The 12,250-nt window shown below is 67.9% G+C and carries 12 protein-coding genes; 2 read left to right on the top strand and 10 right to left on the bottom strand.

Features of this window, described 5'->3' with window-relative positions; all coding sequences use genetic code 11:
- Positions 1–93: 93 nt before the first annotated feature.
- The 7 genes from holA to bamE all read right to left on the bottom strand — a co-directional run bounded on the left by holA (position 94) and on the right by bamE (position 7,535).
- Positions 94–1,188 (bottom strand): DNA polymerase III subunit delta, encoded by a 1,095-nt coding sequence (gene holA / locus LGN19_RS26125; RefSeq protein WP_043191265.1) that lies wholly within the window; start codon positions 1,186–1,188, stop codon positions 94–96.
- 18 nt (positions 1,189–1,206) lie between these two features.
- Positions 1,207–1,761 carry an LPS assembly lipoprotein LptE gene (lptE, locus tag LGN19_RS26120; protein WP_122944466.1) on the bottom strand — a complete coding sequence of 185 codons (555 nt, stop codon included), beginning with the start codon at positions 1,759–1,761 and terminating at the stop codon, positions 1,207–1,209.
- A gap of 38 nt (positions 1,762–1,799) precedes the next feature.
- Positions 1,800–4,394, bottom strand: a complete 2,595-nt coding sequence (gene leuS / locus LGN19_RS26115) for a leucine--tRNA ligase (RefSeq protein ID WP_122944465.1) — start codon at positions 4,392–4,394, stop codon at positions 1,800–1,802.
- 292 nt (positions 4,395–4,686) lie between these two features.
- Positions 4,687–5,148: an ExbD/TolR family protein gene (locus LGN19_RS26110; RefSeq protein ID WP_122944464.1), complete on the bottom strand. Its 462-nt coding sequence runs from the start codon at positions 5,146–5,148 to the stop codon at positions 4,687–4,689.
- Between the two features lie 24 nt (positions 5,149–5,172).
- Entirely contained in the window at positions 5,173–5,841 is a 669-nt protein-coding gene (locus LGN19_RS26105) for a MotA/TolQ/ExbB proton channel family protein (protein ID WP_122944463.1), read from the bottom strand.
- An 18-nt stretch (positions 5,842–5,859) separates the two neighbouring features.
- Positions 5,860–6,657, bottom strand: a complete 798-nt coding sequence (gene dapB / locus LGN19_RS26100; RefSeq protein WP_226217887.1) for a 4-hydroxy-tetrahydrodipicolinate reductase — start codon at positions 6,655–6,657, stop codon at positions 5,860–5,862.
- Between the two features lie 62 nt (positions 6,658–6,719).
- On the bottom strand, positions 6,720–7,535 hold the full coding sequence (gene bamE / locus LGN19_RS26095; RefSeq protein ID WP_174960391.1) for an outer membrane protein assembly factor BamE: 816 nt from the start codon (positions 7,533–7,535) through the stop codon (positions 6,720–6,722).
- A gap of 142 nt (positions 7,536–7,677) precedes the next feature.
- On the opposite strand from bamE, the gene fur reads away from it, so the two are divergent.
- On the top strand, positions 7,678–8,106 hold the full coding sequence (fur, locus tag LGN19_RS26090; protein WP_122944460.1) for a ferric iron uptake transcriptional regulator: 429 nt from the start codon (positions 7,678–7,680) through the stop codon (positions 8,104–8,106).
- Between the two features lie 195 nt (positions 8,107–8,301).
- Here fur and LGN19_RS26085 read toward each other — a convergent pair whose 3' ends face one another.
- The 3 genes from LGN19_RS26085 to LGN19_RS26075 all read right to left on the bottom strand — a co-directional run bounded on the left by LGN19_RS26085 (position 8,302) and on the right by LGN19_RS26075 (position 11,271).
- The gene (locus tag LGN19_RS26085; protein WP_226217885.1) at positions 8,302–8,820 is read right to left on the bottom strand and encodes an ureidoglycolate lyase; all 519 of its coding nucleotides are present in this window, start codon (positions 8,818–8,820) and stop codon (positions 8,302–8,304) included.
- Positions 8,821–8,834: 14 nt separating this feature from the next.
- On the bottom strand, positions 8,835–9,842 hold the full coding sequence (gene alc, locus LGN19_RS26080) for an allantoicase (RefSeq protein WP_226217882.1): 1,008 nt from the start codon (positions 9,840–9,842) through the stop codon (positions 8,835–8,837).
- 106 nt (positions 9,843–9,948) lie between these two features.
- Positions 9,949–11,271, bottom strand: coding sequence for a C4-dicarboxylate transporter DctA (locus LGN19_RS26075; protein WP_122944458.1), 1,323 nt, complete (start codon positions 11,269–11,271; stop codon positions 9,949–9,951).
- A 213-nt stretch (positions 11,272–11,484) separates the two neighbouring features.
- Here LGN19_RS26075 and LGN19_RS26070 point away from each other — a divergent pair, with 213 nt between their 5' ends.
- On the top strand, positions 11,485–12,207 hold the full coding sequence (locus LGN19_RS26070; protein WP_122944457.1) for a FadR/GntR family transcriptional regulator: 723 nt from the start codon (positions 11,485–11,487) through the stop codon (positions 12,205–12,207).
- The last annotated feature ends 43 nt before the right edge of the window (positions 12,208–12,250 follow it).

Raw genomic sequence — 12,250 nt, 5'->3', positions numbered from 1 at the left:
GGGAACCGTGAGCGGCGGCGGCCGGAGGGCCGCGCCAGCGATCAAAACATTGTAAGCGGGTTGCGCAGCACGCGCTGAAGGCCCGAACGGGACTTAGCGTCGCACGTGGCCCGCGGTCGGCGGTCGCTCGCCGCGGGCACCGGCCACCGTCATCGCGAGCTGGAACAGCCCGTCCCACGGATCGGGCGGCGGTTCATCCTGCGTGCGGCGGCCCGGCGCGACGGCCGTGAGCCCCTTGACCTGCCGGTCGAGCTTCGCGGCAAACGCGAGCGCCTTCTCGAGCACGGCTTCCGACACGCGGTTCAGCGCGGGGCCGATCAGCCGCTCGCGCGGCCCCCACACGCGGTTCTCGCGCAGCAGCGTCGCGAGCGGCTTGCCGGCCGTCGTGCCACGCTTGATCCGCAGCAGCGTGCGCAACTCCTCGACGACGGCCCACATCACGAGCACGATCGCCTCGCCCTCGCCCTTCAGCCCGTCGATCATCCGCGCAAGCCGCGCGGCGTCGCCGGCGAGCATCGCTTCGTTCAGCTTGAAGACGTCGTAACGCGCGACGTTCAGCACCGCATCGTGCACCTGCTCGAACGACAGCGCGCCCTGCGGATACAGCAGCCCGAGCTTCTGGATTTCCTGGTGCGCGGCGAGCAGGTTGCCTTCGACGCGCTCGGCGATGAATTGCAGCGCGCGCCGCCCGTCCTCGCCGGGCGCGGCACGCTGGCCCTGCATGGCAAGACGTTGGCCGATCCAGTTCGGCAGCTGCGCGCGGTCGACCGGATCGATCTTCAGCGCGACGCCGCCGTTCTGCAGCGCGGTAAACCACGCGGATTTCTGCGTGGCCGCGTCGAGGCGCGGCAACGTGACGAGCATCAGCGCGTCGGGGTTCGGCGTGGCCGCGAGCGTCTTCAGCGCATCGGCGCCTTCCTTGCCGGGCTTGCCCGACGGAATGCGCAGCTCGATCAGCTGGCGCTCGCCGAACAGCGACATCGCCTGGGTGGCGCCGAGCAGCACGCTCCAGTCGAAGCCGCGCTCGACCGTATGCACCGAACGTTCGGTGAAGCCGGCCGCGCGTGCGGCCGCACGAATGCGGTCGCACGCTTCCTGCGCGAGCAGCGGCTCGTCGCCGTAGACGGTATAGAGCCCGGCCAACCCCTTCGCGAGGTGCGGCTCCAGCGCATCAAGTCGCAGTTGCATCGTTGCGTGTGCCGTCGATCAGAGCGGTGGCGGCGGCAGCGGCGCGCGCGGCGAGACGCCCGGCACCACATCCTCCGGCGCCGGCGTCAGCGAGTGGACGATCGCAAGACGCCGCATCAGCTGGTCAACCGCGTCGTTCTGCATGTCGCCGTACAGGAGTTCCGATTCCTGCGCCTTCGCGTTCGTGTACTGATCGCTGTACGTCATCGCGCGGTTCAGCGCGATCGCACTCATCGGAATCAGCACGGTGCCGTCCTTGCTCGTCAGTTGGTAGCGCAGCGTGTAAAAAAGCGCGTATTCCTGTGCCGAGCCGTACTTGTTGAGCGTCAGCGTATTCAGGCCACGCGATTCCGACATGGTCAGCACGGCATCGGCGTCGCCCGCCGAATGGACGATCTTCGTGTCGCTGCCGGCTTCGACGAGGCGCACGAGGCGCGCCTCGACGGGCGGCGGCGCGCCGGCGATCAGCAGGTGCTTGAACGCGTAGTCCTGCTGGCCGCGCAACTGGAAGCCGCATGCCGACAGCGCAACCGCGCTGCCGACGGCGAGCATCAAAAACGATCTGCGGATCACCTTCGCTCCTTCTGGGTACGTCCGACGGCCAGCGGCCGTCAGACGACGATGTTCACGAGGCGGCCCGGCACGACGACGATCTTCTTCGCCGGCTTGCCGTCGCTGAACTTCGCGAACGCGTCGTCGGCCACCGCCGCGGCTTCGATCGCCTCGCGGCTCGCGTCCTTCGCCACCTTCAGCGCGCCGCGCACCTTGCCGTTCACCTGCAGCACGAGTTCGATCTCGGCCTGCTCGAGCGCGGCCTCGTCGACCTTCGGCCACGGTGCGTCGAGCAGCGGGCCGAATTCGTCCGCATAGCCCAGCGCCTTCCACAGCTCGAACGTGACGTGCGGCACGACCGGGTACAGCACGCGCAGCAGCACGCCGTACGTTTCACGCAGCACGCCGGGCGTCGCGCCCTTCGCGCCGTCGATTGCGTTCAGCATCTTCATTGCTGCCGACACGACCGTGTTGTACTGCAGGCGCTGGTAGTCGAAATCGGCCTGCTTCAGCACGCTGTAGATCTCGCGGCGCAGCGCCTTGTCGGCTTCGCCGAGCGCGGCCGCATCGAAGCCCGCGCGCGCGGCGAGCGCTTCGCGGTTCGTGGCGCCGAAGCTCCACACGCGGCGCAGGAAGCGGCTCGCGCCCTCGACGCCCGCCCCCGACCACTCGAGCTGCTGCTCGGGCGGCGCGGCGAACATCGTGAACAGGCGCGCGGTATCGGCGCCGTACTGGTCGATCAACAGCTGCGGATCGACGCCGTTGTTCTTCGACTTCGACATCTTCTCGATGCCGCCGAGCACGACCGGCTGGCCGTCCGTGTTCAGCGTCGCGCCGACCGGGCGGCCCTTGTCGTCGTGCGTGACCGTCACGTCGAGCGGGTTGTACCAGGTCTTCTTGCCGGAAGCATCTTCACGGTAGAACGTCTCGTTCAGCACCATCCCCTGCGTGAGCAGGTTCTTCGCCGGCTCGCCGAACTTCACGAGGCCGAGGTCGCGCATCACCTTGGTCCAGAAGCGCGAATACAGCAGGTGCAGGATCGCGTGCTCGATGCCGCCGATGTACTGATCCATCGGCATCCAGTAGTCGGTGCGCGCGTCGACCATCGTCTCGGCGTCCGGCGCCGTGTAGCGCGAGAAGTACCACGACGAATCGACGAAGGTGTCCATCGTGTCGGTTTCGCGCTTCGCGGCCGCGCCGCACTTCGGGCACGCGCAGTTCAGGAACGCTTCCGACTTCGCGAGCGGGTTGCCCGAGCCGTCCGGCACGAGGTCTTCCGGCAGCACGACGGGCAGATCCTGCTCGGGCACCGGCACGTCGCCGCACGACGGGCAGTGGATGATCGGGATCGGCGTGCCCCAGTAGCGCTGGCGCGATACGCCCCAGTCGCGCAGGCGCCACGTGACCTGCTTGTCGCCGAAGCCGCCGGCGTTCAGGTCGGCCGCGACCGCGTCGACGGCTTCCGCGTAGTGCAGGCCGTCGTACTTGCCGCTGTTCACGCAGACCGCGGTTTCCTTGTCGCCGTACCACTCCTGCCATGCGTCGAGCGAGTACTGCTGGCCTTCGGCCGAGATCACCTGCTTGATCGGCAGGTCGTATTTCTTCGCGAACGCGAAATCGCGCTCGTCATGGCCCGGCACGCCCATCACCGCGCCTTCGCCATAGCTCATCAGCACGTAGTTGCCGATCCACACCTCGACCGGCTCGCCGGTCAGCGGATGCTTGACCGAGAAGCCCGTCGCGACGCCCTTCTTCTCCATCGTCGCGACATCCGCCTCGGCGACACCGCCGCGCTTGCATTCGTCGATGAACGCGAGCAGCTCGGGCTTGTCCTGTGCGAGGCGCGTGGCGAGCGGATGCTCGGCCGCGATCGCGCAGAACGTGACGCCCATGATCGTGTCGGCACGCGTCGTGAACACGCGCAGCAGCTTCTGCTCGCCGTCGAGTTCGTACGGGAAGCCGAAGTTCACGCCGAAGCTCTTGCCGATCCAGTTCTGCTGCATGATCTTCACGCGCTCGGGCCAGCCGAGGCCGTCGAGGTCGTTCAGCAGCTCATCCGCGTACTGCGTGATGCGCAGGTAGTACATCGGGATCTCGCGCTTCTCGACGAGCGCGCCCGAACGCCAGCCGCGGCCGTCGATCACCTGCTCGTTCGCGAGCACGGTCTGGTCGACCGGATCCCAGTTAACGGTGCCCGTCTTCTTGTACGCGATACCCTTCTCGAGCATCTTCAGGAACAGCCACTGGTTCCACTTGTAGTAGTCGGGCTTGCACGTCGCGATTTCGCGCGACCAGTCGATCGCGAGGCCCATCGACTGCATCTGGCCCTTCATGTAGTCGATGTTGTCGTACGTCCACTTCGCGGGCGGCACGCCGTTCGCCATCGCGGCGTTCTCGGCCGGCATCCCGAACGCGTCCCAGCCCATCGGCATCAGCGTGTTGTAGCCGTTCATCCGCAGATAGCGGTACATCACGTCGTTGATCGTGTAGTTCCGCACGTGACCCATGTGCAGCTTGCCGGACGGGTACGGCAGCATCGACACGCAGTAGAACTTCGGCTTCTGCGAATCTTCCTGCGTCTTGTAGGCATCGGCTGCGCGCCAGTCGCCCTGGGCGGCGGCTTCGACGTCGGCGGGTACGTATCTCTCGTGCATGGTGTGGTTCGGACTAGGCTTTAAGCGGCGCGACGGCTCGCGCGCGGATGTGGATCGAAAGTCGTGCTGGCCCGGCGGACTGGCAGGTTCGCTGTTGCCGGACCTGTTCACGGTTTCCGGGAATTTTCCGGGTAACCCGCGGCATGCCCGGGTAGCCTGGAAAATTCCGGGTTACCTGAAAAAAGCCTGCCAACCGGGAAAAACGTTGATTATACCGCCCGCGCCGGCCCATTCGACCGGTCTTGCGGCGTGCGGCCCGATCCCGCGGCAGGGATGGGCCCGCCGGATCCGCTCAGCGGTTGGCCGGCACGGCAGGCGCTGCCGCGGAACCGCCCGCCTGCGGCGGCACGTCGGTCACGAAACCGATCCGCGTGAGGCCGGCGGCCTGCGCGGCGCCCATCACCTGCGCGATCGTGTCGTAGCGGGTCGCGCGCGACGCGCGCAGCCGCAGCTCGGGCGGCGCACCACCCGCGGCGGCGGCGCGAAAGCGCGCGGGCAGCGCGTCGAGCGCCACGGGCGTGTCGTCCCAGTACAGCTTGCCCGCATCGTCGATCGACAATGTCACGGATTGCGGCGTGTCCCGCGCGACGCTGGCCGCCACCTTCGGCAGGTCGAGCCGGATCGCGTGCGTCATCAGCGGCGCGGTGATGATGAAGATGACGAGCAGCACCAGCATCACGTCGATCAGCGGTGTCATGTTGATCTCCGCCATCGGCGCGGACGTCTTGTGGTGCTCGAGTCCGCCGAATGCCATGGTCGCTCCTCCGGAATGGGCGCGTCAGGCTTCCTGCGCGCACACGAACACGTGCAGGTCGCGCGCGAAGCCGTCGAGCTCCTCGGCGAGCTGACGCACGAGCCGCCCGAGGATGTTGTAGGCCAGCACCGCGGGAATTGCAACGACGAGCCCGAACGCGGTCATGATCAGCGCCTCGCCGACCGGCCCCGCGACGTTCTCGATCTGCGCCTGCCCGCTCGCGGCGATGCTGCCGAGCGCGTGGTAGATGCCCCACACAGTGCCGAGCAGCCCGACGAACGGTGCGGTGCTGCCGATCGACGCGAGCAGCACCTGGCCGAATTCGAGACGCCGCTGCGAGCGCAGCATCGCGTGCCGCAACGCACGCAGCACGCGCTCGCTGCGCTCGACGCGCGCGGCCAGTGCGGCCGGGTCGTGGTCGTCGGCCGCATCGCGCGCGGCTTCGGCGAGCGGCACGAACACGCGCTCGCGATCGGCGCCGGCGAGCGCGGCAATGCCCGCGTCGAGCGACGGCGCGCGCCAGAACGCGGCGAGCGCGCGTGGCCCCTGCCGCTTCGCACGGACCAGCAGCCAGGCTTTCGTGAGGAGGAAGCACCAGCTGGCGACGGACATCGCCAGCAGCACATAGGCGACGGCGTGCGTGATCGCATCGCCGCTTTCGAGGTAGTGGACAACGCCGGTGGGTATCGCCATCGGAGTTTCCCCGTGGGGTCAGCGCAGGCCGAGCACGTCCTGCATGTCGAACAGGCCGGCGCCGCGCGCCGACAGGAAGTGGACCGCGCGCAACGCGCCCTGCGCGTACGACACGCGGCTCGACGACTTGTGCGTGATCTCGATGCGCTCGCCGATCCCGGCGAACAGCACGGTGTGGTCGCCGACGATGTCGCCGCCGCGCACCGCGGCGAAGCCGATCGACGACGGGTCGCGTTCGCCCGTCACGCCGTGGCGGCCGTACACCGCGCAATCGTCGAGCGAGCGGCCGAGCGCGCCGGCGACGGCTTCGCCCATCATCAGCGCGGTACCCGACGGCGCATCGACCTTGTGGCGGTGATGCGCCTCGATGATCTCGATGTCGTAGCCGTGCGAGAAATGCTTCGCCGCGAATTCGAGCAGCTTCAGCGTGACGTTCACGCCGACGCTCATGTTCGCCGCGAACACGATGCCGATCTTGCCCGCCGCGGCCTGCAACTCGGCCTTCTGCTCGGCGGTGAAGCCGGTCGTGCCGATCACGAGCTTCACGTCGTGGCGCAGCGCGGCCTCGATATGGGCCATCGTGCCTTCCGGACGCGTGAAGTCGATCAGGTAGTCGGCCTGCGCGAACACGGCGTCGAGGTCGGCGGTCAGCTTGACCCCGGTATCCTTGCCGAGGAACGCGCCGACGTCCTGGCCGAGGAACGGCGAGTCGGCACGGTCGAGCGCGCCGACGAGCTGCGCGTCGGAATCGTTGAGAACGGCTTCGATCAGCATCCGGCCCATTCGGCCCGATGCGCCGGCAATCGCAATCTTCATGGCTTTCTACACGACAGGTCTAAAGACGGGCGGCGCATGCCGCCCTGTTTCCACACGCGAACTTACTGCGCCGGCGCGGTGAGCGGCTGGTTCTGCAGCGTGTCGGAGCCTTGCGGGCCGACCGGCGGCGACGCCTCGTTCGACACGTTCGGCTGCGGCGGACGATGGAACTGGAACTGCGGCTGGATCGCGGGCGCGGCGCCCGGCGGCTGGCCGCCCGGCACCGGCGCGCCGGCCGCTGCCTGCGCGGACGGCGTGAAACGACGCCCGGCCGCACCCTGCCCGGATACCTGGTTGGTCGCGCGGTTCGCCGCGCGTGCAGCCTGCGCGTTCGCATCCTGGTCGACCGCCGCGCCGGACGCCGGCACGGTGGACGGGCTGGCGGCAACCTCCGGCGCCGGGGCGCTCGCCGTTTGCGCGGCGCTCGCGGCAGCGGCAGCCTCGGCGGCCTTCTTCGCCGCTGCGGCCGCCTTCGCCTTCTTGCCGCCACGGTCGCCGTCGATATCGGCCAGCAGGTCGAGTTCGGAAGGCAGGTTGTCCGCCCCCGTCCAGCCCGCCAGGCGATCGCCCGAGAACGTCACGACGAGATCGCGCTGCTGGACGACTGCCGTCGAGCCGCGCTTGAAGTAGAAGAGGTAATCCCAGCGGTCGGCGTGGAACATGTCGGCCAGCAGCGGGGTGCCGAGCAGCGCGCGCACCTGCTCGCGCGACATGCCGATCTGCAGCTGCGCGGCCTTCTCCTGCGACACGAAGTTGCCTTGCACGACGGTGATCCGGTAGGGGGTGATGCTCTGCGCGATGCGCTGCGTCACGCTGTCGTACGACGAACAACCAGCCAGCGCGGCAACGGCGGCGGCAGCGATGATGACACTCCGCATGCGGCTCCTCTGAAAGTGCGAAAGAGATTCTGGAATCATTTCCCTCACCGTGCAGGCCCGCGTCGCAGGCCGCGCGTGTTTCTGGAACGGCGAAAAGCCGGTAACATTGAAGCCCTGCATTGTACTCTAGGGATGCCTAGCCATGACCAATCCGACGGATCTCAAGAATATCGGGCTAAAGGCCACCCTACCGCGCCTCAAGATTCTCGAGATCTTCCAGCAGAGCCCCGTGCGCCATCTGACGGCAGAAGACGTCTACCGGAACCTGCTCAACGAGCAGCTCGACATCGGGCTCGCCACCGTCTACCGCGTGCTGACGCAGTTCGAGCAGGCCGGCCTGCTCTCGCGCAGCAACTTCGAATCCGGCAAGGCCGTGTTCGAGCTGAACGAAGGCTCGCACCACGACCACCTCGTGTGCCTCGATTGCGGGCGCGTCGAGGAATTCTTCGACGCCGAGATCGAAACTCGCCAGCAGGCGATCGCGAAGGAGCGCGGCTTCAAGCTCCAGGAGCACTCGCTCGCGATGTACGGTTCCTGCACCACCGAGAACTGCCCGCACCGCAAGCACTGATTCGCACGCTCCGCGCACGCAGCACGGCCCGGCCGGCATCTCGCCGCCCGGGCCGTGTTCTTTTCGGGATAGCACCCGGATCGGGATTGCGTCGGCGCACCGCCGCGCGAGCCGTGCGGCCCAGGCTTTCGAAATCCCTTCGACGTGCCCGCGCGGGCTGCCGTCAGGCAGCCGGAGCCGGACGTTGCCCTTGCGTCAGGCCGCGCAGGCCGGCTCGAACTCGAGCGCCCACGCGCGATCGAGCGGGATCTCGTCGCAGTTCGGCTGCGGGCCGCCGCGATCGACGATCACGAAATCGCTGACCGCGTCGAGCGCGAGCAGCGGATGGTGCCAGACGCCCTTCGCATAGTTCACGCCCTGCCAGCCTTCCGCGAGGAACGCGCGCATCGCGTCGGGCCGGAACTCGCCGGCCGGCGCGACGACGATCGCGTAGCGCGACACGGCGGCAAGCGGGATGAATGCCTGGCTGCCGTGCGGATGGCGCTCCATCAGCGTGATGGCGACCGGCAGCGCCCGCGGCTGCGCGCGGAATACGCTGACGAGCGGGCGGCCGCCGTCCGCGCACACGTCGATCGTCGCGAGATCGTGGAAGCGCTCGGTCGTGCCGCCATTGATCGGGAAATGCCGCGCGCCTTCGAGCGCGATCACGTCGCCGAACGGCGCGAACGCTTCACGGGTCAGGCGCTCGACGCGCAACAGGTGGGATCCGCTCATGCCGTTGCCCTCCTTCAAGCCGGCTCGCCCCACAGACGCAGGCGCGACACGCCGCCGTCCGGGAAGATGTTGAAACGCACATGCGTGACGGGGCCGAGCGCCGCAAGCTGGTCGAACGTGTGGACGTGATCCATCTGCAGCTTCTGCTCGCCGAGCAGTTCGGCCCAGAACATCGCTTGCGTGACGAGCGAGTCGTCGGTGCCGCCCGTGACATGCGCAGCCTGCAGCGAGCAGCGGTCGGGGAAATTGCCCTTGAAGAACGCGGTATCGACCTCGACGCGCCGGATGATGCCCGGCCGCGCAAGCGCGACGATCGCCCAGTCGTTGCCGGGCTCGCGGCGGCGCCGCGTTTCCCAGCCGTCGCCCATGTTCACGCCGCGCCCCGGCATCAGCATCTGCGACGCCGGGCCGAAGTGCTGGTTGTTCGCGGCCACCAGGTAGCCGCCGTTCTCGATCGCCGCGAGATCGACGAGCTCGCCTGCCGGCGCCTGGCGCCAGTCGCGCTGCGGCTGCCCGTACACGCGCAGCCGCGCGAGCCCGCCGTCCGGGTACAGGTTCACGCGCAGATGCGTATAGGGCCGCGCATCGTCGACGCTCAGGTAGTGATGCGAATTGCCCTGCAGCGTCGTCGCCGGGACGATCGGGCACCATTCGGCGTTGTCGGGCGGCGTGTCGCCTTCTGCCACGCACGCGTCGATCGACGCGGCCGGCGGGAAGTTGCCGGTGAAGTGGCTCGTATCGAGGTCGACGCCGTAGATCACGCCCGGCCGCGCGAGCCGCACCACGCAGAAGTCGTGGCCGGTCGTGCGCTTGCGGCGCGTCTCCCAGCCGTCCATCCACTTGCCGTGGTCGTCGTACTTGCCGGGAATGAACACGGCCGGCTCGGGATTCAGCATGCGCTCCTTCGGCGCGAAGAATTCATCGCTGGCAAAGAGCGCCTGCGCCCCGAGGCGCGGGTCGGCGAGGTTCATGTAACGCCGCGTAAAGGCCGGCGCGTTCGGATCGAGGATGGGGGCTGCCATGTCGTCTCCTGATGTTTGATGTCGTGCCGGCGCATCGAGGCGCCGGCCACATGAATTGCGGTTGCGCGGGACGACCAGGGGAAGCCGCCCCGCACGGGGGGTGCGCTCAGAGCGCGTGAGCCTGGTCGCCGGCGACCGGCGCCGTGCGGTCTTCCTCTTCGGCCGGCACGTAGCGCAGCTCGCGGTTCAGCACGCGCTTCGCGCGGGCCCGGTCGATGTCGTTTTCCCATACCGCGACGACCACCGTCGCGACGCAGTTGCCGATCAGGTTGGTCACCGCGCGGGCGATGCCGACGAACCAGTCGACCGGCAGGATCAGCACGAGGCCGAGCACCGGAATCGCCGGGATCGCCGACAGCGTTGCCGCGAGGATCACGATCGCCGAGCCCGGGATCCCGTGCGCGCCCTTCGACGTGACGAGCGACACGAGCAGCACGACGATCAGGTCATGCGTCGACAGCGGCGTGTTGGTGGCCTGCGCGATGAACAGCACGGCGAGCGTCAGGTAGATCGAGAAGCCGTCGAGGTTGAACGAGTAGCCGGTGGGAATCACGAGGCCGACCGTCGAATCCTTCACGCCCATGTATTCGAGCTTGCGCATCACCTGCGGCAGCACCGCGTCCGACGACGCCGTGCCGAGCACGATCGACAGTTCCTCGCGCAGGTAGCGGATCAGCTTGAACACCGAGAAGCCCGCGAGCCGCATCACCGTGCCGAGCACGACCGTGACGAACACGAAGCAGCTCAGGTAGAACACCGCGACGAGATAGCCGAGCTGCTTGAGCGACGCGACGCCGTACTTGCCGGTCGTGAACGCGATCGCGCCGAGCACGCCGAGCGGGGCGAGCTTGATGATGAAGCCGATGATGCGGAAGAACACGTGCGACAGTTCCTCGATCAGCGAGTTGACGCGCTGCGCCTTGTCGCCGAGCAGCGACAGCGCGGAGCCGAACAGCACCGCGAACACCAGGATCTGCAGGATGTCGCCCTTCGCGAACGCGTCGATCGCGGTCTCGGGGATGATCTTCATCAGGTAGCCGGCCGTGTCCTTCAGGCTTTCGGCGTTCTTCGCGTACGACGCGAGCGACGACGCGTCGAGCGAGCGCAGGTCGATGTTCATCCCGACGCCCGGGCGCGTGAGCCACGCGAGGATGAGGCCGATACCGAGCGCGAGCGTCGTCATCACCTCGAAGTAGATGACGGCCTTCAGGCCGACCCGGCCGACCTTCTTCAGGTCGCCCGCATTGGCCATCCCGCTGACCACCACGCAGAACACGATCGGCCCGATCACCATCTTGATGAGCTTCAGGAAGCCGTCGCCGAGTGGTCGCAACGACTCGGCGAAATGCGGGAAGAACGCGCCCAGCGCGATCCCTAGAACAAGTGCGACGACTACTCGGCCAAACAGCGAATTGAGGAATTTCGACACGGCGCTCTCCCGATCCAACGGTTGCAGTTTCGTCTGTTCATACTGGTAAGACCAGTTATGTTATGGTGGATAGTAGGAAGCCGATATAGTCGAGTCAAGGACGGACAAAATAGGGATTTCCCGCCCCCCGCCCGCCCGGTTTCGATGCACCTGACAGGGGCAGATCGTGGCTTTCCCGTAGGCCGGCCATGCACCGCCTGCGTGCGGATTACAATGCCGGTCAGACCGGCCAAAGTTCACATCATGAAAAACGTTCCGCACACCGTGACCGACGCCGCCATCGCGACGATCCGCGACCGGATCGAGGCAGGCGTATATCCGGTCGGCAGCCTGCTGCCGGCCCAGCGCCAGCTCTCCGAAGAGCTGGAGATCAGCCGCGCGTCGCTGCGCGAGGCACTCTCGACGCTCGAGGCGCTCGGGATGCTGCGCATCCGCGCCGGCAAGGGCGTGTACGTCGAAAGCGCGCAGGCCACGGCCGCGCACGCATGGCGGTTCGCGGAGCAGTCGTCGCCGCCGGACACGTACCAGATGCGCTATGCGCTCGAAGGGTTCGCCGCGCGGATGGCCGCGCACGTCGTCAGCGATGGCGACATCGCGTGGTTCGAGGACAACCTCGCCGACCTGCATGTCGCGCTCACCGAAAACGCGCTCGACGAAGCGTCGCAGCTCGACTTCGACTTCCACATGCGGATCATCCACCTGGCCGGCAACGCGGCGATCGAATCGGTGCTGCGCAGCAGCGCGGACATCATGAAGGAAAGCCAGCGCATGCCGTTCTACCGGCGCGAACTGCTGCTGTCGACGTGGCACGAGCACCGCGCAATCGTCGACGCGCTGATCGCGCGCGACGCGGCTGCCGCCGGCACCGCGATCGAAACGCACATCGCGAACGCCGCGCAGCGCGCGGGCATCTTCTTCCCGACTCCCCGCCCATGACGGCCCGGGCGGGCGCCCGTCGCGCGCGCCGCCCGGCCGTATC

The organism is Burkholderia sp. AU30198, from assembly GCF_020419825.1.
Taxonomy (GTDB): domain Bacteria; phylum Pseudomonadota; class Gammaproteobacteria; order Burkholderiales; family Burkholderiaceae; genus Burkholderia.
The sequence above is the reverse complement of the archived record's forward strand: the minus strand, read 5'-3'. Positions and strand labels throughout refer to the sequence as shown.

Excerpts from the sequence above, each read along its gene's own strand:
- holA (WP_043191265.1), bottom strand. The coding sequence starts at position 1,188 with ATGCAACTGCGACTTGATGCGCTGGAGCCGCACCTCGCGAAGGGGTTG.
- bamE (WP_174960391.1), bottom strand. The coding sequence starts at position 7,535 with ATGCGGAGTGTCATCATCGCTGCCGCCGCCGTTGCCGCGCTGGCTGGT.
- LGN19_RS26085 (WP_226217885.1), bottom strand. The coding sequence starts at position 8,820 with ATGAGCGGATCCCACCTGTTGCGCGTCGAGCGCCTGACCCGTGAAGCG.
- alc (WP_226217882.1), bottom strand. The coding sequence starts at position 9,842 with ATGGCAGCCCCCATCCTCGATCCGAACGCGCCGGCCTTTACGCGGCGT.
- LGN19_RS26070 (WP_122944457.1), top strand. The coding sequence starts at position 11,485 with ATGCCGGTCAGACCGGCCAAAGTTCACATCATGAAAAACGTTCCGCAC.
- fur (WP_122944460.1), top strand. The coding sequence starts at position 7,678 with ATGACCAATCCGACGGATCTCAAGAATATCGGGCTAAAGGCCACCCTA.
- LGN19_RS26105 (WP_122944463.1), bottom strand. The coding sequence starts at position 5,841 with ATGGCGATACCCACCGGCGTTGTCCACTACCTCGAAAGCGGCGATGCG.
- leuS (WP_122944465.1), bottom strand. The coding sequence starts at position 4,394 with ATGCACGAGAGATACGTACCCGCCGACGTCGAAGCCGCCGCCCAGGGC.
- LGN19_RS26110 (WP_122944464.1), bottom strand. The coding sequence starts at position 5,148 with ATGGCATTCGGCGGACTCGAGCACCACAAGACGTCCGCGCCGATGGCG.
- dapB (WP_226217887.1), bottom strand. The coding sequence starts at position 6,657 with ATGAAGATTGCGATTGCCGGCGCATCGGGCCGAATGGGCCGGATGCTG.